21 protein-coding genes are annotated in these 21,290 nt (G+C 64.8%); 15 read left to right on the top strand and 6 right to left on the bottom strand.

Annotation, left to right across the window (positions count from 1 at the left end):
* Positions 1-5 precede the first annotated feature (5 nt).
* The 7 genes from ACYAF3_RS05435 (at position 6) to hisC (ending at position 5,759) form a co-directional block, all read left to right on the top strand.
* The gene (locus ACYAF3_RS05435; RefSeq protein ID WP_003094337.1) at positions 6-653 is read left to right on the top strand and encodes an MlaC/ttg2D family ABC transporter substrate-binding protein; all 648 of its coding nucleotides are present in this window, start codon (positions 6-8) and stop codon (positions 651-653) included.
* On the top strand, positions 650-958 hold the full coding sequence (locus ACYAF3_RS05430; RefSeq protein ID WP_003094335.1) for an STAS domain-containing protein: 309 nt from the start codon (positions 650-652) through the stop codon (positions 956-958). Before ACYAF3_RS05435 ends, ACYAF3_RS05430 begins: the two co-directional genes overlap by 4 nt.
* A 116-nt stretch (positions 959-1,074) precedes the next feature.
* A complete protein-coding gene (locus tag ACYAF3_RS05425; protein WP_003094334.1) occupies positions 1,075-1,314 on the top strand; it encodes a BolA family protein in 240 nt (79 codons plus the stop codon).
* A 20-nt stretch (positions 1,315-1,334) separates the two neighbouring features.
* Positions 1,335-2,600, top strand: coding sequence for a UDP-N-acetylglucosamine 1-carboxyvinyltransferase (gene murA, locus ACYAF3_RS05420; RefSeq protein WP_003094332.1), 1,266 nt, complete (start codon positions 1,335-1,337; stop codon positions 2,598-2,600).
* Positions 2,601-2,617: 17 nt separating this feature from the next.
* Positions 2,618-3,253 carry an ATP phosphoribosyltransferase gene (gene hisG, locus ACYAF3_RS05415; protein WP_003098837.1) on the top strand — a complete coding sequence of 212 codons (636 nt, stop codon included), beginning with the start codon at positions 2,618-2,620 and terminating at the stop codon, positions 3,251-3,253.
* Between the two features lie 125 nt (positions 3,254-3,378).
* Positions 3,379-4,701 carry a histidinol dehydrogenase gene (gene hisD, locus ACYAF3_RS05410; RefSeq protein ID WP_121377772.1) on the top strand — a complete coding sequence of 441 codons (1,323 nt, stop codon included), beginning with the start codon at positions 3,379-3,381 and terminating at the stop codon, positions 4,699-4,701.
* Between the two features lie 2 nt (positions 4,702-4,703).
* Positions 4,704-5,759, top strand: coding sequence for a histidinol-phosphate transaminase (hisC, locus tag ACYAF3_RS05405; RefSeq protein WP_034075903.1), 1,056 nt, complete (start codon positions 4,704-4,706; stop codon positions 5,757-5,759).
* Positions 5,760-5,801: 42 nt separating this feature from the next.
* Here the strand turns inward: hisC and algW are convergent, their stop codons facing one another.
* Positions 5,802-6,971 (bottom strand): Do family serine endopeptidase AlgW, encoded by a 1,170-nt coding sequence (gene algW, locus ACYAF3_RS05400; protein ID WP_003098831.1) that lies wholly within the window; start codon positions 6,969-6,971, stop codon positions 5,802-5,804.
* A 116-nt stretch (positions 6,972-7,087) separates the two neighbouring features.
* Between algW and ACYAF3_RS05395 the strand changes: the two genes are divergently transcribed.
* Positions 7,088-7,846 carry a Nif3-like dinuclear metal center hexameric protein gene (locus ACYAF3_RS05395; protein ID WP_003094318.1) on the top strand — a complete coding sequence of 253 codons (759 nt, stop codon included), beginning with the start codon at positions 7,088-7,090 and terminating at the stop codon, positions 7,844-7,846.
* On the opposite strand, the gene mltB is transcribed toward ACYAF3_RS05395, so the two are convergent.
* Entirely contained in the window at positions 7,833-8,936 is a 1,104-nt protein-coding gene (gene mltB, locus ACYAF3_RS05390; RefSeq protein WP_003116214.1) for a lytic murein transglycosylase B, read from the bottom strand. The two genes, ACYAF3_RS05395 and mltB, sit on opposite strands and share 14 nt — an antisense overlap.
* Before the next feature lie 343 nt (positions 8,937-9,279).
* On the opposite strand from mltB, the gene cysD reads away from it, so the two are divergent.
* Together cysD and cysN are read left to right on the top strand one after the other, a co-directional pair.
* A complete protein-coding gene (gene cysD / locus ACYAF3_RS05385; RefSeq protein ID WP_003094311.1) occupies positions 9,280-10,197 on the top strand; it encodes a sulfate adenylyltransferase subunit CysD in 918 nt (305 codons plus the stop codon).
* A gap of 11 nt (positions 10,198-10,208) precedes the next feature.
* Entirely contained in the window at positions 10,209-12,110 is a 1,902-nt protein-coding gene (cysN, locus tag ACYAF3_RS05380) for a sulfate adenylyltransferase subunit CysN (protein ID WP_023088558.1), read from the top strand.
* A 73-nt stretch (positions 12,111-12,183) separates the two neighbouring features.
* Here cysN and ACYAF3_RS05375 read toward each other — a convergent pair whose 3' ends face one another.
* On the bottom strand, positions 12,184-12,630 hold the full coding sequence (locus ACYAF3_RS05375) for a Z-ring associated ZapG family protein (RefSeq protein ID WP_003094304.1): 447 nt from the start codon (positions 12,628-12,630) through the stop codon (positions 12,184-12,186).
* 144 nt (positions 12,631-12,774) lie between these two features.
* Here ACYAF3_RS05375 and ACYAF3_RS05370 point away from each other — a divergent pair, with 144 nt between their 5' ends.
* The 3 genes from ACYAF3_RS05370 (at position 12,775) to zapE (ending at position 16,007) form a co-directional block, all read left to right on the top strand.
* Positions 12,775-13,404 (top strand): alpha/beta hydrolase, encoded by a 630-nt coding sequence (locus tag ACYAF3_RS05370; RefSeq protein ID WP_003094302.1) that lies wholly within the window; start codon positions 12,775-12,777, stop codon positions 13,402-13,404.
* Positions 13,405-13,471: 67 nt separating this feature from the next.
* Positions 13,472-14,818, top strand: coding sequence for a tryptophan--tRNA ligase (locus ACYAF3_RS05365; RefSeq protein ID WP_003098821.1), 1,347 nt, complete (start codon positions 13,472-13,474; stop codon positions 14,816-14,818).
* A gap of 94 nt (positions 14,819-14,912) precedes the next feature.
* Positions 14,913-16,007, top strand: coding sequence for a cell division protein ZapE (gene zapE / locus ACYAF3_RS05360; RefSeq protein ID WP_003094297.1), 1,095 nt, complete (start codon positions 14,913-14,915; stop codon positions 16,005-16,007).
* Positions 16,008-16,071: 64 nt separating this feature from the next.
* Here the strand turns inward: zapE and ACYAF3_RS05355 are convergent, their stop codons facing one another.
* Both ACYAF3_RS05355 and ACYAF3_RS05350 read right to left on the bottom strand, forming a co-directional pair.
* Positions 16,072-17,034, bottom strand: coding sequence for a hypothetical protein (locus ACYAF3_RS05355; protein ID WP_003116213.1), 963 nt, complete (start codon positions 17,032-17,034; stop codon positions 16,072-16,074).
* Positions 17,035-17,192: 158 nt separating this feature from the next.
* On the bottom strand, positions 17,193-18,092 hold the full coding sequence (locus tag ACYAF3_RS05350) for a GlxA family transcriptional regulator (RefSeq protein ID WP_003120906.1): 900 nt from the start codon (positions 18,090-18,092) through the stop codon (positions 17,193-17,195).
* 253 nt (positions 18,093-18,345) lie between these two features.
* Between ACYAF3_RS05350 and ACYAF3_RS05345 the strand changes: the two genes are divergently transcribed.
* Complete coding sequence (locus ACYAF3_RS05345; RefSeq protein WP_003134747.1) at positions 18,346-19,491, top strand: acyl-CoA dehydrogenase family protein; 1,146 nt, start codon at positions 18,346-18,348, stop codon at positions 19,489-19,491.
* Positions 19,492-19,576: 85 nt separating this feature from the next.
* On the opposite strand, the gene ACYAF3_RS05340 is transcribed toward ACYAF3_RS05345, so the two are convergent.
* Positions 19,577-20,614, bottom strand: a complete 1,038-nt coding sequence (locus ACYAF3_RS05340) for an NADP(H)-dependent aldo-keto reductase (protein WP_128669491.1) — start codon at positions 20,612-20,614, stop codon at positions 19,577-19,579.
* A 245-nt stretch (positions 20,615-20,859) separates the two neighbouring features.
* On the opposite strand from ACYAF3_RS05340, the gene rplM reads away from it, so the two are divergent.
* Positions 20,860-21,288, top strand: coding sequence for a 50S ribosomal protein L13 (rplM, locus tag ACYAF3_RS05335; protein ID WP_003094164.1), 429 nt, complete (start codon positions 20,860-20,862; stop codon positions 21,286-21,288).
* Positions 21,289-21,290 lie beyond the last annotated feature (2 nt).

Below are 21,290 nucleotides of genomic sequence, written 5' to 3'. Positions count from 1 at the left end.
CTTCCATGCTGACTCTTCTGCGTCGCGGCCTGCTGGTGTTCCTGGCGGCTTTCCCGCTGCTTTCCATGGCGGCGCCGACCCCGCAACAGGTGGTGCAGGGCACGGTCGACGAACTGCTTTCCGACATCAAGGCCAACAAGGCCGCCTACAAGGCCGATCCGCAAAAGCTCTACGCCACTCTCGACCGTATCCTTGGGCCGGTGGTCGATGCCGAAGGCATCGCCAAGAGTGTGATGACCGTCAAGTACTCGCGCCAGGCCTCACCCGAGCAGATCAAGCGCTTCGAGGAAGTGTTCAAGAACAGCCTGATGCAGTTCTACGGCAACGCGCTGCTCGAATACGACAACCAGGACATCCGCGTGCTGCCTAGTTCGGCCAAGCCGAGCGACGATCGCGCCAGCGTCAACATGGAGATCCGTGACAGCAAGGGCACGGTCTATCCGGTCTCCTACACCATGACCAACCTGGCCGGTGGCTGGAAGGTCCGCAACGTGATCATCAACGGCATCAACATCGGCAAGCTGTTCCGCGACCAGTTCGCCGACACCATGCAGAAGAACCGCAACGACCTCGAGAAGACCATCGCCGGCTGGGGCGAGGTGGTCGCCAAGGCCAAGGAAACCGCGAAAGCGGAAGAGGCCGGGGCGAAATGAGCCAGGCCAGCCTGCGCGAAGGCGCGGCCGGCGAACTGCAGCTCGCCGGCGTGCTCGACTACAGCAGCGGGCCGGCGTTGCGCGAGCAGGGCGGTCGGCTGATCCGCGCCAGCCAGGCGGCGGAACTGGTCGTCGACTGCTCGGCGGTGGAGCGCTCCAGCAGCGTGGGCATTTCCCTGTTGCTGGCCTTCATGCGCGACGCACGCAAGGCCGGCAAGGTCCTGAGCGTCAGGGCGTTGCCGGACGACATGCGGGAGATTGCCAAGGTCAGCAGCCTTCTGGAGATCCTGCCTTTGCAGGAATGACCGGCCGGCGGAACGAGCGGCCCTCCGTCTGCGCGTCCCTTCCTGGGGTTCGCAGGCGGAGGGCTTTTTTGTATGATGGCCGACCGTGCGCGTAGGGCGCCCGATTGAGGTTGAGCATGCAGGCCGAAGACGTTAAGAGCCTTCTCCAGGAAAAACTCCCCGGCACCCAGGTGGAAGTCGAGGGCGAAGGGTGCAATTTCCAACTGAATCTGATCAGCGACGAACTGGCCGGCCAGAGCCCGGTCAAGCGTCAGCAGCAGGTCTACGCCCATTTGAACGCCTGGATCGCCGATGGCAGCATCCATGCCGTCACCATGAAATTCTTCAGCCGCGCCGCCTGGGCCGAGCGTTCCTGAGCCCACGGGGGATCATTGCAATGGATAAACTGATTATTACCGGCGGTAACCGCCTCGATGGCGAAATCCGCATTTCCGGCGCGAAGAACTCGGCGCTGCCGATCCTGGCCGCGACCCTGCTGGCCGATACTCCGGTCACCGTCTGCAACCTGCCGCACCTGCACGACATTACCACCATGATCGAACTGTTCGGCCGCATGGGCGTGCAGCCGATCATCGACGAGAAGCTCAACGTCGAAGTCGATGCCAGCAGCATCAAAACCCTGGTCGCGCCGTACGAACTGGTGAAGACCATGCGTGCCTCGATCCTGGTGCTGGGCCCGATGCTGGCGCGCTTCGGCGAGGCCGAAGTGGCCCTGCCGGGCGGTTGCGCGATCGGTTCGCGTCCGGTCGACCTGCATATCCGCGGTCTCGAGGCCATGGGCGCGCAGATCGAGGTCGAAGGCGGCTACATCAAGGCCAAGGCGCCGGCCGGCGGCCTGCGTGGCGGTCACTTCTTCTTCGATACCGTCAGCGTGACCGGCACCGAGAACCTGATGATGGCTGCCGCGCTGGCCAACGGCCGTACCGTGCTGCAGAACGCCGCTCGCGAGCCGGAGGTGGTCGACCTGGCCAACTGCCTGAACGCCATGGGCGCCAACGTCCAGGGCGCTGGCTCCGATACCATCGTCATCGAAGGCGTGAAGCGCCTCGGCGGCGCTCGCTACGACGTACTGCCCGACCGTATCGAGACCGGCACCTACCTGGTGGCCGCGGCCGCGACCGGCGGCCGGGTGAAGTTGAAGGATACCGATCCGACCATCCTCGAGGCGGTCCTGCAGAAGCTGGAAGAGGCCGGTGCTCACATCAGCACCGGCAGCAACTGGATCGAGCTGGACATGAAGGGCAACCGGCCGAAGGCGGTCAACGTGCGTACCGCGCCGTACCCGGCGTTCCCCACCGACATGCAGGCCCAGTTCATCTCCATGAACGCGGTTGCCGAAGGCACCGGCGCGGTCATCGAGACGGTCTTCGAGAACCGCTTCATGCATGTTTACGAAATGAACCGCATGGGTGCGCAGATCCTCGTCGAAGGCAACACCGCCATCGTCACCGGCGTACCCAAGCTCAAGGGCGCTCCGGTCATGGCGACCGACCTGCGCGCATCCGCGAGCCTGGTGATCGCCGGCCTGGTGGCCGAGGGCGACACCCTGATCGATCGCATCTACCACATCGACCGTGGCTACGAGTGCATCGAAGAGAAACTCCAGCTGCTCGGCGCCAAGATCCGCCGCGTACCGGGCTAGCGGAGGCTGTCGCGCAAATGCTGACCATCGCCTTGTCCAAGGGCCGGATTCTCGACGATACCCTGCCGCTGCTCGCAGCGGCGGGCATCGTGCCGTCGGAGAACCCGGACAAGAGCCGCAAGCTGATCATCCCGACGTCCCTGTCCGATGTGCGCCTGCTCATCGTGCGCGCCACCGACGTGCCGACCTATGTCGAGCATGGCGCCGCCGATCTCGGCGTGGCCGGCAAGGACGTGCTGATGGAGTACGGCGGCCAGGGACTCTACGAACCGCTGGACCTGCGTATCGCCAACTGCAAGCTGATGACCGCCGGCGCCATTGGCGCGCCTGAACCCAAGGGACGCCTGCGGGTGGCCACCAAGTTCGTCAATGTCGCCAAGCGCTACTACGCCGAGCAGGGTCGCCAGGTCGACGTGATCAAGCTGTACGGCTCGATGGAGCTGGCGCCGCTGGTCGGTCTCGCCGACAAGATCATCGACGTCGTGGATACCGGCAATACCCTGCGCGCCAACGGCCTGGAGCCCCAGGAACTGATCGCCACGATCAGCTCGCGCCTGGTGGTCAACAAGGCCTCGATGAAGATGCAGCACGGTCGCATCCAGTCGCTGATCGATACCCTGCGCGACGCCGTCGAGGCGCGACACCGTCACTGATACCCGTGCGGCTCCGCGCCGCACCTGCCTATCCGTGTCATAGCCAAATTTTCTCGGGTGCCCGCACGGTGGGCTTGGTAGTCTAGCGGCGCCCGAGACAACGCCATCCATAAAAGAGGCTCGCTATGACCGCTCCCTTCGCTATCCGTCGACTCAATGCCGCTGATCCGGACTTCGGGCGTCATCTGGATCATCTGCTGAGCTGGGAAAGTGTCTCCGACGATTCGGTCAACCAGCGCGTCCTCGACATCATCGCCGCCGTACGCAGCCGTGGCGACGCCGCCGTGGTCGAGTTCACCCAGCGCTTCGACGGTCTCCAGGCCGCCTCGATGGCCGACCTGATCCTGCCGCGCGAGCGCCTGGAGCTGGCTCTCACCCGTATCACCGTAGCCCAGCGCGAAGCCCTGGAAGTCGCCGCCGAGCGCGTGCGCAGCTACCACGAGAAGCAGAAGCAGGGTTCCTGGCGCTACACCGAGGCCGACGGCACGGTGCTCGGCCAGCAGGTCATCCCGCTGGACCGCGCCGGGCTCTATGTGCCGGGCGGCAAGGCGTCCTACCCGTCCTCGGTGCTGATGAATGCGATCCCGGCCAAGGTCGCCGGGGTGTCCGAAGTGGTCATGGTTGTACCGACCCCGCGCGGCGAGATCAACGAGATCGTCCTCGCCGCCGCCTGCATCGCCGGCGTCGACCGTGTCTTCACCATCGGCGGGGCACAGGCCGTGGCCGCGTTGGCCTACGGCACCGAAAGCGTGCCGCGGGTGGACAAGATCGTCGGCCCCGGCAACATCTACGTGGCCACCGCCAAGCGTCACGTGTTCGGCCAGGTCGGCATCGACATGATCGCCGGTCCCTCGGAAATCCTCGTGGTCTGCGATGGCCAGACCGATCCCGACTGGATCGCCATGGACCTGTTCTCCCAGGCCGAACACGACGAAGACGCCCAGTCGATCCTGGTCAGTCCGGACGCGGCGTTCCTGGACCGCGTCGCGGACAGCATTGCTCGCCTGCTGCCGACCATGGAGCGCGCCGAGATCATCCGCACCTCCCTGGAGGGGCGCGGCGCGCTGATCCAGGTCGCCGACCAGGCCCAGGCCTGTGCGGTCGCCAACCGCATCGCCCCGGAACACCTGGAGCTGTCGGTGGCCGATCCGGAAAGCTGGCTGCCGGAGATCCGCCATGCCGGCGCGATCTTCATGGGCCGCTACACTGCCGAGGCCCTGGGCGACTACTGCGCCGGCCCGAACCACGTGCTGCCGACCTCCGGTACCGCGCGTTTCTCTTCGCCGCTGGGGGTATATGACTTCCAGAAGCGTTCGTCGATCATCAACTGCTCGGCCGAGGGCGCTTCGGTCCTCGGTCGCACCGCTTCGGTGCTGGCTCGCGGCGAGTCGTTGACCGCCCACGCGCGCAGCGCCGAATACCGCATCCTCGACGAGAAGGAGGCCTGAGCATGAGCAAATTCTGGAGTCCCTTCGTCAAGGACCTGGTGCCTTATGTGCCGGGCGAGCAGCCGAAGCTGTCGCGGCTGGTCAAGCTGAACACCAACGAGAATCCCTACGGTCCGTCGCCACAGGCGCTCGCCGCGATGCAGGCGGAACTCAACGACGACCTGCGCCTGTATCCCGATCCCAACGGCGAGCGGTTGAAGCAGGCGGTCGCCGCGCACTACGGCGTACAGGCCAACCAGGTGTTCGTCGGCAACGGCTCCGACGAGGTGCTCGCGCACATTTTCCATGGCCTCTTCCAACACGACCTGCCGCTGCTGTTTCCGGACGTGACCTACAGCTTCTACCCGGTCTATTGCGGCCTGTACGGGATCGCGCACGAGAAGATCGCGCTGGATGAAAGGTTCCGCATCCGCGTCGAAGACTACGCGCGGCCCAACGGCGGAATCATCTTCCCCAATCCGAACGCGCCGACCGGCTGCCTGCTGCCGCTGGACGCCATCGAAGCGATGCTGAAGGCGTCGCCGGATTCGGTGGTGGTAGTCGACGAGGCCTATGTCGACTTCGGCGGCGAGAGCGCCACCGCCCTGGTCGATCGCTACCCGAACCTGCTGGTCACCCAGACGCTGTCCAAGTCGCGCTCCCTGGCCGGCCTGCGGGTCGGCCTGGCGGTCGGCCATGCCGATCTGGTCGAGGCCCTGGAGCGGATCAAGAACAGCTTCAATTCCTACCCGCTGGATCGCCTGGCGATCGCCGGCGCGGCGGCGGCTTTCGAGGACGACGCTTATTTCCGTCGGACCTGCCAGGCAGTGATCGATAGCCGCGAGGCGTTGAGCGCCTCTTTGCAGGCGCTGGGCTTCGAGGTACTACCGTCGGCCGCCAACTTCGTCTTCGCCCGTCATCCGCGGCACGATGCCGGGCAGATTGCCTCGACCCTGCGCGAGCAGGGAGTGATCGTCCGCCATTTCAAGCAGGCGCGGATCGACCAGTTCCTGCGTATCACCATCGGCAGTCCGGAGCAGAACCAGGCGCTACTGGACGCCCTGCACTTCCTCAAGTGATACGAAAACGGCGCCCGAGGGCGCCGTTTTCAATGGCGGGGATCACTCGCCGCCGTCCTGTTTCTGCTGTGGAGCCGGTGCCGGCGGCGGACGCAGGCCGACCTCGGCGGTCAGGTTGACCTTCTGTCCGTTGCGCAGCACCACGATGCTGATCTTCTGTCCCGGACGGGTGCGCGCCACCTGGTTCATCGAGCGGCGGCCGTCGCTGGCTTCCTGCTTGTCGATGGTCAGGATCACGTCGCCCGGCAGCAGGCCGCCGCGCGCCGCCGGGCCGTCGCGATAGACGCCGGCGACGACGATCCCGGCGGTTTCGCCGAGGCCCAGCGACTCCGCCAGTTCCGGGGTCAGCGCCTTGACCTCGACGCCGAGCCAGCCGCGGATCACCTGGCCGTGCTCGATGATCGACTGCATGACCTCCAGGGCCAGCTTGGTCGGGATGGCGAAGCCGATACCCTGGGAGCCGCCGGACTTGGAGAAGATCGCCGTGTTGATGCCGATCAGGTTGCCGGCAGCGTCCACCAGCGCGCCGCCGGAGTTGCCGGGGTTGATCGCCGCGTCGGTCTGGATGAAGTCTTCGTAGGTGTTCAGGCCGAGCTGGTTGCGTCCGGTGGCGCTGATGATGCCCATGGTCACGGTCTGGCCGACGCCGAACGGGTTGCCGATGGCGAGGCAGACGTCGCCGGTGCGAATGCCGTCGGAGCGGCCGAGGGTCATCGCCGGCAGGTTCTTAAGGTCGATCTTCAGCACGGCCAGGTCGGTTTCCGGGTCGCTGCCGACCAACTGGGCGATGGTTTCGCGGCCGTCGCGCAAGGCCACGATGATCTGGTCGGCGCCAGCGGTCACGTGGTTGTTGGTCAGCAGGTAGCCTTCCGCGCTCATGATCACCGCCGAGCCGAGGCTCGACTCCATGCGCTTCTGTTGCGGCAGGTTGTCGCCGAAGAAGCGGCGGAACATCGGGTCGTCGAACAGGGGGTGGGAGGGCTTGCTGACCATCTTGGTGGTGTACAGGTTGGCCACTGCCGGAGCCGCTCGACTCACCGCGTTGGCATAGGACACCGGGCCTTCCTGCAGGCGGCTGAGCAGAGGCGCCTGCTCGACGTGCACCTCCTGGCGTGGCAGGCCGACCAGCTCGGGGTTGTGCTGGATGATCAGCAGGGCCAGCAGCACGCCGACCAGCACGGGCCAGCCGAGGAAACGCAGGGCCTTGGGCATCGGGAAAATCCTTGGGGTTGCGAGGCCGAAAAGCGGCCGATAAGGTGGCGCCCATTATAGGGGGAAGCCGTCCATTAGAGGAGCGGCGCGCCCTGCCTGAATGAAGAGGAATTTGCATGGCTATCGCCCTGAGCACCCTGGTCGAAGAGGCCGACCGTTATCTGGATGCCGCGCGCATCCAGGACTACTGCCCGAACGGCCTGCAGGTCGAAGGCCGGCCGCAGGTGCGGCGGATCGTCAGCGGGGTCACTGCCAGCCAGGCGCTGCTGGATGCCGCCGTGGAGGCCGACGCCGACGTGGTGCTGGTGCATCACGGTTACTTCTGGAAGGGTGAGAACCCCTGCGTGGTTGGCATGAAGCAACGGCGCCTGAAGACCCTGCTGAACAACGATATCAGTCTGCTCGCTTACCACCTGCCGCTGGATCTGCATCCGGAGGTGGGCAACAACGTGCAGCTCGCCCGGCAGCTCGGCTTCGAAGTGGAAGGGCCGTTGGAGCCGGGCAACCCGCGTTCCATCGTCCTCCTCGGTTCGCTTGCCGAGCCGATGCAGCCTGCCGATTTCGCTCGGCATGTGCGCGATGCGCTGGGGCGTGAGCCGCTGCTGGTCGATGCCGGTCAGCCGATCCGGCGCATCGCCTGGTGCACCGGCGGCGCCCAGGGCTATATCGACCAGGCGATCGCCGCTGGCGTCGATGCCTACCTGACCGGCGAGGTTTCCGAGCAGACCGTGCACAGCGCGCGGGAGAACGGCATCAGCTTCATCGCCGCCGGACACCATGCCACCGAGCGCTACGGGGTACAGGCGCTGGGCGACTACCTGGGCAAGCGCTTCGCCATTGAGCACTTGTTCATCGACTGTCCTAATCCTGCCTGACGACGGAGCGGTGACGCACCCGGTCGACTTCCTTGCCCAGTTCCCAGACGGCCATCGCGTAGTGGGTGCTGTGGTTGTAGCGGGTGATCACGTAGAAGTTCGGCAGGCCGTACCAGTACTGGTAGTTCCTGCCCATGTCCAGGCGCAGCAGGCTGGCTTGCCGGTGGCCGCCGAGCGGACCCTGCGGGCGTAATCCGGCGGAAGCGAGCACGTCCAGCGGGTACAGCGTCTTGAAGCCATCTTCCAGCGAGGGAGCCCGGCCACTGGCGGGAACCGCCACGCGATCGCCGCTGACCCAGCCGTGCTGCTTGAAATAGTTGGCGACGCTGCCGATGGCGTCACGCGGATTCCACAGGTCGATATGCCCATCGCCATCGAAGTCCACCGCGTACTTGGTGAATGAAGACGGCATGAACTGGCCGTAGCCCATGGCGCCGGCATAGGAACCGCGCAGGGCCAGCGGGTCGGTGCCTTCCTTGCGCGCCTGGAGGAGGAATTGCTCCAGTTCGCCGCTGAAGAATTCCGCGCGGCGAGGGTAGGAGAAGGACAGGGTGGACAGCGCATCGATGATCCGCGTCTTGCCCATCACACGCCCCCAGCGGGTTTCCACGCCGATGATGCCGACGATGATCTCCGGCGGCACGCCGTAGACGCGCGATGCCCGTTGCAGGTCGGTTTCGTATTGGTCCCAGAACAGCACGCCGTTCTGTACGTTGCCTGGCGTGACGAACTTCTTCCGGTAGCGCAGCCAGGCGCCGTTCGGTCCGCTGGGTGGGGTATAGGTCGGGGCTTGCCGGTCCATCAGGCGGATCACCCAGTCCAGGCGCTGGGTCTGGGCGAACAGATCGTGCAGTTGCTGGCGGTTGAAGCCGTGCTGGCTGACCATCCTGTCGATGAAGCGCTGTGCCGCCGGATTGTTCGCGTAATCGCCGCGCAGCGGCAGTATCGGTTGCACCGACTGGCGTACGGGGCGGGGTGAAATGACGGTGCGAGCCTGGGGTTTGGCGGCGGGTTTCGGTGGTGGCGTCGGTTCGCTGCTGCATGCTGAGACCAGAAGGAACAGGGGCAGGGCGAGGGCGGTACGGCGCATCTGGGGGCTTCTTGGCGGAATGACGATGCCCGCTATGCTAGCGCAGTGCCGCCGGCGTACAAGTCGAGCCGCCGAAAGGGGGCGGACCGTCTGCTCGCTGTCGCGGCGACGGCTTTGTCCGGTCCGGGACGATGCCGTCTCAGCTTTGTCCGCCCGGTCTGCGAAACGCCCCTGGAAAACCTCTCGACGCCAGTGTTTTCGCCGGCTGCGAGGCTGAGCGCTGATGGCTATATGGGTATATTTTTTCGGTATAAATGGCGAATCTTTTAGAGCCTTGCGCTGTGATAGAGTGCGCGTTCGTCTACGGCCCGACGGCCGTCCATAAGCAATTCCGTGAGTAGCCATGGTCGACAAACTGACGCACCTGAAACAGCTGGAGGCGGAAAGCATCCACATCATCCGCGAGGTGGCCGCCGAGTTCGATAACCCGGTGATGCTGTACTCGATCGGCAAGGATTCCGCGGTCATGCTGCACCTGGCCCGCAAGGCCTTCTTCCCCGGCAAGCTGCCCTTCCCGGTGATGCACGTGGACACCCGCTGGAAATTCCAGGAGATGTACAGGTTCCGCGATCGGATGGTCGAGGAAATGGGCCTGGACCTGATCACCCACGTCAACCCGGACGGCGTCGCCCAGGGCATCAACCCGTTCACCCACGGCAGCGCCAAGCACACCGACGTGATGAAGACCGAGGGACTCAAGCAGGCCCTGGACAAGTACGGTTTCGACGCTGCCTTCGGCGGCGCGCGCCGCGACGAGGAGAAGTCGCGGGCCAAGGAACGGGTCTATTCGTTCCGCGACAGCAAGCACCGCTGGGACCCGAAGAACCAGCGTCCCGAGTTGTGGAACATCTACAACGGCAAGGTGAAGAAGGGCGAGTCGATCCGCGTCTTCCCGCTGTCCAACTGGACCGAGCTGGACATCTGGCAATACATCTACCTGGAAGGCATCCCGATCGTCCCGCTGTACTTCGCCGCCGAGCGCGAGGTTATCGAGAAGAACGGCACGCTGATCATGATCGACGACGAGCGCATCCTCGAGCATCTCTCTGACGAAGAGAAAGCCCGCATCGAGAAGCGCATGGTGCGCTTCCGTACCCTCGGCTGCTACCCGCTCACCGGCGCGGTCGAGTCCAGCGCCACCACGCTGCCGGAAATCATCCAGGAAATGCTCCTGACGCGTACTTCCGAACGCCAGGGTCGGGTCATCGACCATGACCAGGCCGGTTCGATGGAAGAAAAGAAACGTCAGGGCTATTTCTGAGGATACGCAGCATGTCTCATCAATCCGATCTGATCAGCGAGGACATCCTCGCCTACCTGGGGCAGCACGAACGCAAGGAACTGCTGCGCTTCCTTACCTGCGGCAACGTCGATGACGGCAAGAGCACCCTGATCGGGCGCCTGCTGCACGACTCCAAGATGATCTACGAGGATCACCTGGAGGCCATCACCCGCGACTCGAAGAAAGTCGGCACCACGGGCGACGACGTCGACCTGGCGCTGCTGGTCGATGGCCTGCAGGCCGAGCGCGAGCAGGGCATCACTATCGATGTGGCGTACCGCTACTTCAGCACCGCCAAGCGCAAGTTCATCATCGCCGACACGCCCGGCCATGAGCAGTACACCCGCAACATGGCTACCGGTGCCTCGACCTGCGACCTGGCGATCATCCTGATCGATGCCCGCTACGGTGTGCAGACCCAGACCCGCCGGCACAGTTTCATCGCGTCCCTGCTGGGTATCCGGCATATCGTGGTCGCCATCAACAAGATGGACCTGAAGGGCTTCGACCAGGGTGTCTTCGAACAGATCAAGGCCGACTACCTGGCCTTTGCCGAGAAGATCGGTCTGAAGACCAGTTCGCTGCACTTCGTGCCGATGTCGGCGCTCAAGGGCGACAACGTGGTCAACAAGTCCGAGCGTTCGCCCTGGTACGCCGGCCAGTCGCTGATGGAAATCCTCGAAACCGTCGAGATCGCCGCCGACCGCAACCTTGATGACATGCGCTTCCCGGTGCAGTACGTGAACCGGCCGAACCTGAACTTCCGCGGTTTCGCCGGCACCCTGGCCAGCGGCGTGGTGCGCAAGGGCGACGAGGTGGTGGCCTTGCCGTCGGGCAAGGGCAGCAAGGTGAAATCCATCGTCACCTTCGAGGGCGAACTGGAGCAGGCCGGTCCCGGCCAGGCCGTCACCCTGACCCTGGAAGACGAGATCGACGTTTCCCGCGGCGACATGCTGGTGCATGCCGACAATCGCCCGCTGGTCACCGACGGCTTCGATGCCATGCTGGTGTGGATGGCCGAGGAGCCGATGCTTCCGGGCAAGAAGTACGATATCAAGCGCGCTACCAGCTATGTGCCGGGTTCGATTCCGAGCATCGTCCACAAGGTGGACGTGAATACTCTGGAGCGGACCCCGGGCAGCGAGCTGAAGCTGAACGAGATCGCCAGGGTCAAGGTCAGCCTGGACGCGCCCATCGCGCTCGATGGCTATGAGCAGAACCGCACCACCGGCGCCTTCATCGTCATCGATCGCCTGACCAACGGCACCGTTGGCGCCGGCATGATCATCTCCGCTCCGTCGGCGGCCCATGGCAGCAGCGCTCATCACAGTTCGAATGCCCATGTGACGCGCGAGGAGCGTGCCGGCCGCTTCGGCCAGCAGCCGGCGACCATACTGTTCAGCGGCCTCTCCGGCGCCGGCAAGAGCACCCTGGCCTACGCCGTGGAGCGCAAGCTGTTCGATATGGGCCGCGCGGTCTACGTGCTGGACGGGCAGAACCTGCGCCACGACCTGAACAAGGGGTTGCCGCAGGACCGCGCCGGACGCACCGAGAACTGGCTGCGCACCGCCCATGTCGCCAAGCAGTTCAACGAGGCCGGGTTGATCAGCCTCTGCGCCTTCGTCGCGCCGAGCGCGGAAGGGCGCGAGCAGGCCAGGGCGCTGATCGGCGCCGAGCGCCTGATCACCGTCTATGTGCAGGCGTCGCCGCAGGTTTGCCGCGAACGCGATCCACAGGGGCTGTATGCGGCGGGCGAGGACAATATCCCCGGCGAGTCCTTCCCCTACGACGTGCCGCTGGATGCCGACCTGGTGATCGATACCCAGGCGCTGAGCGTCGAGGACGGCGTGAAGCAGGTGCTCGACCTGTTGCGCGAGCGCCAGGCGATCTGATCGTCTCGCAGCCATGAAAAAGCCCCGCGGATGCGGGGCTTTTTCATGGGCGTCGGCAGGTTCGCGCAGCGCGTCAGTACTTGCCTTTCAGGCCGTAGGTGGCGTCGAGGGTGCCGGGGCTGTCCGGGCTTTTCGGCGCATAGTCCTTCGGCACTTCGCCGGAGGCCGGCGGAGTCAGGCGCTCGCGGCGCTCGGCCGGATAGGCCTCGTCGGCATGCAGCGCAGCCAGCAGGCGCTGGCGGGTCTGTTCGTCCAGGGCCAGGCGCTGGGCGCCGTCGGAGAGGTGCTCCTGCACGTCCTGGTAGCTCTGGGTCAGCTTCTTCACGAGGCTGGCGGTGGTGTTGAAATGGGTCACGACTTCGCGCTGATAGCTGTCGAAGCGGTCCTGCAGGTCGTCCATCTGGCGTTGCACCTTGTTCGGCGCGGCGTTGGGCAGCAGGCGGGCGATCAGAAAACCGATGGCGACCCCGGCGACCAGGGCGAGGGCCGGCAGCAGCCAGGCGGTGAGCGACTGTTCCACGCGAATCCTTCCTCTATAGACGGCTTTGCTTTACGTTAACGGCTTGAGTCCGAGCTGTATACCACGGCACGCGAGTAAGTGCCTGTGTCGCTTGGAGTAATCTGCTAGACGAGTCGACCCGAGCCGGGGTCACGGAGTTCCTGTTTGTCTACCCGCGAAATCCCTGTATCCATCGATGGCCCCTGCGGGCCGCTGGAAGCCCTGCACCTCGATCTGCCCGATGCCCGCGGCATCGCCCTGGTCTGCCATCCGCACCCGCTGTTCGCCGGCACCATGCAGAACAAGGTGGTCGCCACTCTGCAACGCAGCGCCCGCGATGCCGGCCTGGCGACCCTGCGTTTCAACTTCCGTGGCGTTGGCCAGAGCGCCGGCAGCTATGGCGAGGGGATCGGCGAAATCGACGACGCCGAGGCCGCCGCGCGCTGGTTGCTGGCACGCCATCCGGGGCTGCCGCTGACACTGATGGGCTTTTCCTTCGGCTCCTGCGTTGCCGGCAATCTGGCGGGTCGCCTGGAGGCGGAGGGCGTCGGGCTGGCGCGGCTGTTCATGATCGCGCCGCCGGTGGAGCGCTTCGCGGTCAGCCTGCCTGCGCGCTGCCCGCTGACCGTGGTGCAGCCGGAGGACGACGACGTGGTCACGCCGGCCGCGGTATATGCCTGGAGCGAGTCCCTGGCACGACCGCACGAGCTGTTGCGGGTGGCAGAAAGCGGACATTTCTTCCATGGCAAGCTGATCGATCTGAAGGACCTGTTGCTGCCACGCCTGCAGGACTGACGTCGTCGCGCCGGCCCTGCTACCATCCGGCGCGCCATTCTTTTCTTTGCCTGACATCTGGTATCGCATGACTACTCGTATCCTGACCGGCATCACTCCTACCGGCACTCCGCACCTGGGCAACTACGCCGGCGCCATCCGCCCGGCGATCCTCGCCAGCCGTCGGAGCGACGTGGATTCGTTCTACTTCCTGGCGGACTACCACGCCTTGATCAAGTGCGACGATCCCGCTCGTATCCAGCGCTCGCGCCTGGAAATCGCCGCGACCTGGCTGGCCGGCGGCCTGGACGTCGAGCGTGCGACCTTCTACCGGCAGTCGGACATCCCCGAGATTCCCGAGCTGACCTGGTTGCTCACCTGCGTCAGTGCCAAGGGCCTGCTCAACCGCGCGCATGCCTACAAGGCCGCGGTGGACCGCAATGTCGAGGCCGGCGAAGACCCGGACGCCGGCGTGACCATGGGCCTCTACAGCTATCCGGTGCTGATGGCCGCGGACATCCTGATGTTCAACGCGCACAAGATCCCGGTCGGCCGCGACCAGGTGCAGCACGTGGAGATGGCCCGCGACATCGGCCAGCGTTTCAACCACCTGTTCGGCAACGGCCGCGAGTTCTTCGTCCTGCCCGAAGCGGTGATCGAGGAAAACGTCGCCACCCTGCCGGGCCTGGACGGGCGCAAGATGTCCAAGAGCTACGACAACACCATCCCGCTGTTCAGCCCGTCCAGGCAGCTCAAGGACGCCATCGCACGCATCGTCACCGACTCGCGCGCGCCGGGCGAGCCGAAAGACCCGGACAGTTCGCACCTGTTCCTTCTTTACTCGGCCTTCGCCAGCGCCGAACAGGTCGCCGCGTTCCGCCAGGAACTGCTCGACGGCCTGGCCTGGGGCGAAGCCAAGCAGCGCCTGTTCCAGTTGCTCGACAACGAACTGGGCGAGGCTCGCGAGCGTTACCAGGCGCTGATCGCCAAGCCCGACGATATCGAGGACATTCTCCTCGCCGGCGCCGCCAAGGCGCGCCGCATCGCCACCCCATTCATCGCCGAGTTGCGCGAGGCAGTCGGCCTGCGCTCCCTGCGCGAGCCGCTGAAAAGTGCCGAGAGCGGCAAGAAGAAGGCCGCCAAGGCTGCGCGCCTGGTCAGCTTCCGCGACGACGACGGCAGCTTCCGCTTCCGCCTGCTGGACGCCGCCGGCGAACAGCTACTGCTGTCCCGCGCCTTCGCCGATGGCAAGGCCGCCGGTGCGGTGAGCAAGCGCCTGCTGGCTGGCGAGACTGCCGACCTGCGGGCCGAGGGCAATGCCTTTGGCCTGTGGCTGGATGGCGAGGCGGTGGCGCAGAGCCCGGCCTTCGCCGACGCCGCCGCCCGTGACGCCGCCATCGAGCGCACCCGCGAAGCGCTGGCACCGCAGGAGTAGGCAGCCCCGGTACATCCTCGACGGATGGCCGATTGCCAAGAGACGGGGTCGTCGCTAAAGTGACGGCCCCGTTTTCGTTGCATTGCTACCGATCATGACGCCCCTCGAGCGCTACCAGGCCGATCTCCAACGCCCCGATTTCTTCCACGATGCCGCACAGGCGAATGCCGTGAAGCATCTGCAACGCCTCTACGATGACCTGGTCGCCGCCGACCACGCCAAGCCCGGCCTGTTCGGCAAGCTGCTCGGCAGGAAGTCCGGCGGGCCGGTGAAGGGCCTGTATTTCTGGGGCGGCGTCGGCCGTGGCAAGACCTACCTGGTGGACACTTTCTTCGAGTCGCTGCCGTTCGAGCAGAAGGTGCGCACGCACTTCCACCGCTTCATGAAGCGGGTGCACGAAGAACTGAAGACCCTCAAGGGCGAGAAGAACCCGTTGACCATCATCGGCAAGCGCTTCGCCGACGAGGCGCGGGTGATCTGTTTCGACGAGTTCTTCGTCTCCGACATCACCGACGCGATGATCCTCGCCACCCTGCTGGAAGAGCTGTTCAAGAACGGCGTGAGCCTGGTGGCGACCTCCAACATCGTGCCGGACGGCCTGTACAAGGACGGCCTGCAACGCGCCCGTTTCCTGCCGGCGATCGCCCTGCTCAAGGAGCATACCGAGATCGTCAACGTCGATAGCGGCGTCGACTATCGCCTGCGCGCGCTGGAGCAGGCCGAGCTGTTCCACTGGCCGCTCAGCGAACAGGTCGAGGAGGAGATGGCGCGCAGCTTCAAGGCCCTGACCCCGGACTGTGCCAAGGCCCAGCGCGACGAGGCGCTGATGATCGAGAACCGCGAGATCCGCGCGCGCCTGACCTGCGACGACGTGGCCTGGTTCGAATTCCGTGAGCTGTGCGACGGCCCGCGCAGCCAGAACGACTACATCGAACTGGCGAAGATTTTCCACGCCGTGCTGATCTCCAACGTCGAGCAGATGGGCGTCACCAAGGACGACATGGCGCGGCGTTTCATCAACCTGGTGGATGAGTTCTACGACCGCAGCGTCAAGCTGATCATCTCCGCCGAGGTCGAGCTAAAGGATCTCTACAGCGGCGGCCGGCTGGAGTTCGAATTCCAGCGCACCCTCAGTCGTCTGCTGGAAATGCAGTCCCACGAATACCTGACGCGTCCGCACCGGCCCTGATCCGGGGCGGAAACGAGAAAGGGGTTGCCGATGGCCACCCCTTTTTTCATGGGCGCGCGGCGTTTCAGCGCTGCGCGGTGTTCTGCTCGAAGCCGGCGAGGAGCTTCTTCGCATGGGCCACTTCGAGGGCTTCCATGGCGTTGATCGGCTTGATCGCCACGGCCTGCTTCAGTTGGGCGATGGCCTTCTCCCGCTCGTTGTCGCCGTATACGTAGGTCAGCGCGTTGGCGTACTCGTAGTGGCCGATCGGCAGGTCGTTGGCCTGGCGGAAGGAGCGGGCGAAGTACTGCTCCATCTTGTCGGCGCTGACCCCGTAGGTCATCTTGCCGACCAGCTTGCCGACCTTGCGGATCACTCCCGCCTCGTAGCCGCCGTAGAGCGCCAGGGCGAACGGCTGGTTGGGTTGCCTGGCCAGGAGAGCGTCCAGTTCCTTGGGTATTTCGCTGGTATAGCCGCGCTTGAGCACTACCGGTACCGATAGCTCCTCGGCCAGGCGCGCCTTGGCGTAGACGCTGCCGAACTGGGCGACGATATCGGCCTTGACCAGCGGGCCGGCCTGTTCGGTGTAGTCGATGACTTCTTCGAGCAGGCGCTGTTTCTCCGCCTGGTCGGGAGCCAGGAACATGGCGTAGAGCACCTGGGCGAACATCGCCGGTACCTGGCCGCCGACTCCCAGGGCCAGTCCCTGCTCCTTGGCCTTGGCGTAGTCGCCGCGGAACAGCAGGCGCCAGACATCCTGCAGTCGTGCCGCATATTGCGCGGCCTCTTCCGGCTTGCCGGTGAAGCCGGTGCCGGCCTTCACGGTCTTTTCCAGGGCATCCGGATGGGCGGTCGCCATGTTCACCACCCAGTCGGCGTCCGGATAGGGATAGTCGCCGAAGCCGCGGGTCAGGCGCGGCCAGGCTTCCTTCAACTTGTCGCCTGGATAGTCATAGGCGCTCTGGTCGTAGGGGAAGGCTTTCCAGTTGTCGGCGGCCATAGCATTCATACCGAAGAGGGCCAGGAAGGCGAGCAGATAAAGGCGCATGGCAAAGGTCCGTTCTTGTCGTTGTTCGGAACGCCCGCGTCTGCGGCGGGCCTGCGGATTCATGAGAACCCGCGAAGGCCGACCTGGCTACCTATCCTAGGTTCTGTAGGGAAAGCGCCGGCGCCGATGCCGTTCGGGCAGGCCCGGCGATGTCCGGCTCAGCTTTCCTTCTGCATGAACTGGCGACGGTAATGGTGGGGAGAGAGTTCGGTGTGCTGGCGGAACAGGCGGGCGAAGAAGCTGGCGTCGTCGTAGCCGACCTCGTAGCTGATCGTCTTGATGCTCTTGCGCGTGCTCGAGAGCATGCCCTTGGCGGTCTCGATCCGCAGTCGCTGCAGATAGTGCAGCGGCTTGTCGCCGGTAGCGGCCTGGAAGCGCCGCATGAAGTTGCGGATGCTCATGCCGTGGTCGCGGGCGACGTCCTCGAAACGGAACTTGTCGGCGAAGTGGTCTTCCAGCCATTGCTGGATCTGCAGGATCGTCGGGTCATGGTGCAGCTTCTGTCCGCCGAAGCCGATGCGCCCTGGGGTGTAGCTGCGCTGTACTTCGTAGAGGGTATCCCGGGCCACCGCCTGGGCCACCGATCCGCCGCAGAAACGCTCGATCAGATAGATGTAGAGGTCGCAGGCGGAGGTGACGCCGCTGGCGCAGAACAGGTCGTCGGCATCGGTCAGGTGCTTCTCCTGATTGAGCAGCACGTTCGGGAAGCGTTCGGCGAATTCTCGATAGAAGCGCCAGTAGGTGGTCGCTTCCTTGCCATCCAGCAGACCTGCCTGGGCCAGCCAGAAGACCCCGGTCGCCTCACCGCAGAGGGCGGTTCCCTCGGCATGGCTGCGGCGCAACCAGGGAACGATTTGCGGATAGCGCCGTTCGAGCGCGTCGAAATCGCCCCAGAAGGCGGGCAGGACCACGATATCGCAGGCGGCGAGGGGACCGTCGACGGCGATGCTGTCGCCGCTGAAGCTGCGTACCGGCTGGCCGTCGGGGCTGAGGATGCGGGTGCGGAAGGCCGGCTGGAGACCGAGGCCCTGCTGCTTGCCGTGGCGCAGGCTGGCCATGTGGAAGAAGTCCTTGGCCTGCATCAGGGTCGAGGCGAAGACGCCGTCGATGGCGACGATGCCGACATGTTTCAGCACCGGAGCGGATTGAGCGCGCATGGATTTTTATCGTTGTTGTGAGTAAGGGAAAGCGGTCAAAAGGCGGCTGGATCGTCTTATTTTTTGGCGCAACTGTCCAGTGCGTCGGTCAGGGCATTTCCCTACAGTCGAAGACCTGCCGCGTGCAGCCAACCCGATCCCAGACCGTTTCCAGGTGACCACGATGATACCGAGAACCCTGTTCAGCTCCGACCACGAACTGTTTCGCGACAGCGTGCGCAAGTTCCTCGAACAGGAAGCCGTGCCTTTCCATCACCAATGGGAAAAGGATGGGCATGTCGACCGCGCGCTCTGGAACAAGGCCGGCGAGGCCGGAATGCTCTGTTCGCACCTGCCGGAAGAGTATGGCGGGATGGGCGCGGACTTCCTCTACAGCGCCGTGGTCATCGAAGAGATCGGTCGGGCCGGCCTGACCGGGATCGGTTTCTCCCTGCATTCGGACATCGCTGCGCCCTACATCCTCCACTACGGCAGCGAGGCGCTGAAGCGCAAGTACCTGCCGAAGCTGGTATCCGGCGAGATGGTCGCGGCCATCGCCATGACCGAGCCGGGGGCCGGTTCCGACCTGCAAGGGGTGAAGACCACTGCGGTACTGGATGGCGACGAGTACGTCATCAATGGCTCGAAGACCTTCATCACCAACGGCTTCCTCGCCGACCTGGTGATCGTGGTGGCGAAGACCGATCCGAAGGCTGGCGCCAAGGGCATAAGCCTGTTCGTGGTCGAGGCGGGTACGCCGGGCTTCAGCAAGGGCAAGCGCCTGGAGAAGGTCGGGATGAAGGCCCAGGACACCTCCGAGCTGTTCTTCCAGGATGTGCGGATTCCCCGAGAGAACCTGCTCGGCAAGGACGGCCAGGGATTCATCTACCTGATGCAGGAGCTGCCGCAGGAGCGCCTGACCGTCGGTATCGGCGCGCTGGCGTCGGCCGAGGCGGCCCTGCAATGGACGCTCGACTACACTCGCGAGCGCAAGGCGTTCGGCAAGTCGGTGGCGGACTTCCAGAATACCCGCTTCAAGCTTGCCGAGATGGCTACCGAGATCCAGGTCGGCCGGGTCTTCGTCGATCGCTGCATGGAGCTGCATCTCCAGGGCAAGCTGGACGTACCCACCGCCGCCATGTGCAAGTACTGGACGACGGACCTGCAATGCAAGGTGCTCGACGAATGCGTGCAGTTGCACGGCGGCTACGGCTTCATGTGGGAATATCCGGTGGCGCGGGCCTGGGCCGATGCCCGGGTACAGCGGATCTACGCCGGTACCAACGAGATCATGAAGGAGATCATCGCGCGGGCCCTGTGAGGCGCTCCTGGCCACCGGGAGGGGCGAACGACCGCATCGCGCGGTTGTCCGCCGAACCCGCCGGCACCGCCAGGCCCCTGGAGCCTCAGGGAGCCGGGTTCGGTTGCTCCCGGTGGATCGCATCGATACCGGCGAGCACCTCCTCGTCCAGCCTGAGGTCGACGCTACTGAGATTGGCTTCCAGCTGTTCCAGCGAGGTCGCGCCGATGATGTTGCTGGTCACGAACGGCCGCGAAGTGACGTAGGCCAGTGCCATCTGCGCCGGTTCCAGTCCATGTTCGCGGGCCAGCGCCACGTAGCGCGCGCAGGCCGCTTCCGCCTGCGGGTTGGTGTAGCGGGTGAAGCGGCTGTAGAGACTGATGCGCGCGTTGGCCGGGCGGGCGCCGTCCGCGTACTTGCCGGAAAGCATGCCGAAGGCCATCGGCGAGTAGGCCAGCAGGCCGCACTGCTCGCGGATGGCGATTTCCGCCAGGCCCACCTCGAAGCTGCGGTTGAGCAGGTTGTAGGGGTTCTGGATCGATACCGCGCGCGGCCAGCCGCGCTCCTCGGCGAGCCTGAGGAAGGTCATGGTGCCCCAGGGTGTCTCGTTGGACAGGCCGATGTGGCGGATCTTGCCGGCGCGCACCTGCTCGTCGAGCACTTCCAGGGTTTCCTCCAGCGGTGTGAAGCTCTCTTCCTGGTGCTGGTAGCCGAGCTGGCCGAAGAAGTTGGTCCGCCGCTCCGGCCAGTGCAACTGGTAGAGGTCCAGCCAGTCTGTCTGCAGGCGCTCCAGGCTGGCATCGAGGGCGGCGACGATGTGCTGGCGGTTGAACTTGAGGTTGCCGTCGCGCACATGGCTGATGCCGTTGCCGGGGCCGGCGATCTTGCTGGCGAGGATCCAGTCGGCGCGGTCGCTGCTGCGGCGGAACCAGTTGCCGATGATGCGCTCGGTGCTGGCGTAGGTCTCGGCGCGGGGCGGCACCGGATACATTTCGGCGGTATCCATGAAATTGATCCCGGCGGCCTTGGCCCTGGCGATCTGGGCGAAGGCGTCCTGCTCGCTGTTCTGCTCGCCCCAGGTCATGGTGCCGAGGCAGAGGGCGCTGACTTTCAGATCGGTGCGGCCGAGCGGGCGATACTCCATGCGGGTGTCCTCGTGAAATTAAGTGGTTAATGCGGTTGTAAATTCTGGCGAAATCTGCATAATTCCGCAGCCTTTCATCGGTGGGGGATGCCAAGCCTGCCGATCGATGTATCTAGTCGTTACGGACGCACACCGACCCGAGCCCCAATTCGTGTCTGTTTTCGGCTGTCCTTGACTTGTCAAGGCAACCACTGTCCAGTAAGATTCGCCGTCTTATTTTCAGGCGGCCCCTGAGGCTATAACGAATGAAAACCTATACCGCGAAACCGGAAACTGTACAGCGCGACTGGTTCGTCGTCGACGCTGCCGGCCAGACCCTGGGTCGTCTGGCGACCGAAATTGCCCGCCGCCTGCGTGGCAAGCACAAGCCTGAGTACACTCCGCACGTTGACACCGGCGACTACATCGTCGTCATCAACGCCGAGCAGGTGCGTGTGACCGGTGCCAAGACCACCGACAAGATGTACTACCACCACTCCGGCTTCCCGGGCGGCATCAAGTCGATCAACTTCGAGAAGCTGATCGCCAAGGCCCCTGAGCGCGTCATCGAGACCGCTGTAAAAGGCATGCTGCCGAAGAACCCTCTGGGTCGCGATATGTATCGCAAGCTGAAGGTGTACAAGGGTGCCAGCCACCCGCACACCGCTCAGCAGCCCCAAGAACTGAAGATTTAACG

The organism is Pseudomonas sp. TZ252 (assembly GCF_056110345.1).
The sequence above is the reverse complement of the archived record's forward strand: the minus strand, read 5'-3'. Positions and strand labels throughout refer to the sequence as shown.

Excerpts from the sequence above, each read along its gene's own strand:
- ACYAF3_RS05435 (WP_003094337.1), top strand. The coding sequence starts at position 6 with ATGCTGACTCTTCTGCGTCGCGGCCTGCTGGTGTTCCTGGCGGCTTTC.
- ACYAF3_RS05430 (WP_003094335.1), top strand. The coding sequence starts at position 650 with ATGAGCCAGGCCAGCCTGCGCGAAGGCGCGGCCGGCGAACTGCAGCTC.
- ACYAF3_RS05425 (WP_003094334.1), top strand. The coding sequence starts at position 1,075 with ATGCAGGCCGAAGACGTTAAGAGCCTTCTCCAGGAAAAACTCCCCGGC.
- murA (WP_003094332.1), top strand. The coding sequence starts at position 1,335 with ATGGATAAACTGATTATTACCGGCGGTAACCGCCTCGATGGCGAAATC.
- hisG (WP_003098837.1), top strand. The coding sequence starts at position 2,618 with ATGCTGACCATCGCCTTGTCCAAGGGCCGGATTCTCGACGATACCCTG.
- hisD (WP_121377772.1), top strand. The coding sequence starts at position 3,379 with ATGACCGCTCCCTTCGCTATCCGTCGACTCAATGCCGCTGATCCGGAC.
- hisC (WP_034075903.1), top strand. The coding sequence starts at position 4,704 with ATGAGCAAATTCTGGAGTCCCTTCGTCAAGGACCTGGTGCCTTATGTG.
- algW (WP_003098831.1), bottom strand. The coding sequence starts at position 6,971 with ATGCCCAAGGCCCTGCGTTTCCTCGGCTGGCCCGTGCTGGTCGGCGTG.
- ACYAF3_RS05395 (WP_003094318.1), top strand. The coding sequence starts at position 7,088 with ATGGCTATCGCCCTGAGCACCCTGGTCGAAGAGGCCGACCGTTATCTG.
- mltB (WP_003116214.1), bottom strand. The coding sequence starts at position 8,936 with ATGCGCCGTACCGCCCTCGCCCTGCCCCTGTTCCTTCTGGTCTCAGCA.
- cysD (WP_003094311.1), top strand. The coding sequence starts at position 9,280 with ATGGTCGACAAACTGACGCACCTGAAACAGCTGGAGGCGGAAAGCATC.
- cysN (WP_023088558.1), top strand. The coding sequence starts at position 10,209 with ATGTCTCATCAATCCGATCTGATCAGCGAGGACATCCTCGCCTACCTG.
- ACYAF3_RS05365 (WP_003098821.1), top strand. The coding sequence starts at position 13,472 with ATGACTACTCGTATCCTGACCGGCATCACTCCTACCGGCACTCCGCAC.
- zapE (WP_003094297.1), top strand. The coding sequence starts at position 14,913 with ATGACGCCCCTCGAGCGCTACCAGGCCGATCTCCAACGCCCCGATTTC.
- ACYAF3_RS05355 (WP_003116213.1), bottom strand. The coding sequence starts at position 17,034 with ATGCGCCTTTATCTGCTCGCCTTCCTGGCCCTCTTCGGTATGAATGCT.
- ACYAF3_RS05350 (WP_003120906.1), bottom strand. The coding sequence starts at position 18,092 with ATGGCCAGCCTGCGCCACGGCAAGCAGCAGGGCCTCGGTCTCCAGCCG.
- ACYAF3_RS05340 (WP_128669491.1), bottom strand. The coding sequence starts at position 20,614 with ATGGAGTATCGCCCGCTCGGCCGCACCGATCTGAAAGTCAGCGCCCTC.
- rplM (WP_003094164.1), top strand. The coding sequence starts at position 20,860 with ATGAAAACCTATACCGCGAAACCGGAAACTGTACAGCGCGACTGGTTC.